Here is a 655-nt window from a genome sequence, read left to right on the forward strand (position 1 = left end):
CGGACGTGGCTCAGGTGGCTGTGGTGGTGCGTGAGGACGTCCCGGGTGACCGGCGTCTGGTGGCGTACGTCGTTGCGGCAGAGCGGGAGCTGACTGCTGATGTGGTGCGGGGGTTTGCGGGGGAGCGGTTGCCGTCGTACATGGTGCCGTCGGCGGTCGTGTTCTTGGATGTTCTGCCGTTGTCGGTGAACGGCAAGCTGGATCGTGGTGCGCTGCCGGTTCCGGAGTTCGGGTCGGGTGGGGGTAGGGGGCCGGTGACGGCGCTGGAGGAGGTGTTGTGTCAGGTTTTCGCTGAGGTTCTGGGGTTGTCGTCGGTGGGTGCGGATGACGACTTCTTCGCTCTGGGTGGGCATTCGCTGTTGGCGGTGTCGTTGGTGGAGCGGTTGCGGGGGCGGGGTGTGTCGGTGTCGGTGCGGGCGTTGTTCCGTTCGCCGACGCCGGCGGGGTTGGCGGGGGTGGCTGGTCCGGAGGAGGTGGTGGTGCCGCCGAATCTGATTCCTGAGGGTGCGGAGGTGATCACGCCGGGGATGCTGCCGTTGGCGGAGCTGAGCGAGGCTGAGCTGGCCCGGGTCGTGGGGAAGGTCCCCGGTGGTGCGGCGAACATCGCGGACGTCTATCCCCTTGCCCCTCTCCAGGAGGGCATCTTCTTCCACCA

The 655-nt window shown here is 67.6% G+C and carries 1 protein-coding gene; it reads left to right on the forward strand.

Annotated features, from left to right (window positions below; all coding sequences use genetic code 11):
- Positions 1 to 655 (forward strand): phosphopantetheine-binding protein (locus H0H10_RS02305; protein ID WP_223179269.1); only part of this gene is annotated, 655 nt, incomplete at both ends.

This window comes from Streptomyces griseicoloratus, assembly GCF_014534645.1.
GTDB lineage: Bacteria > Actinomycetota > Actinomycetes > Streptomycetales > Streptomycetaceae > Streptomyces > Streptomyces griseicoloratus.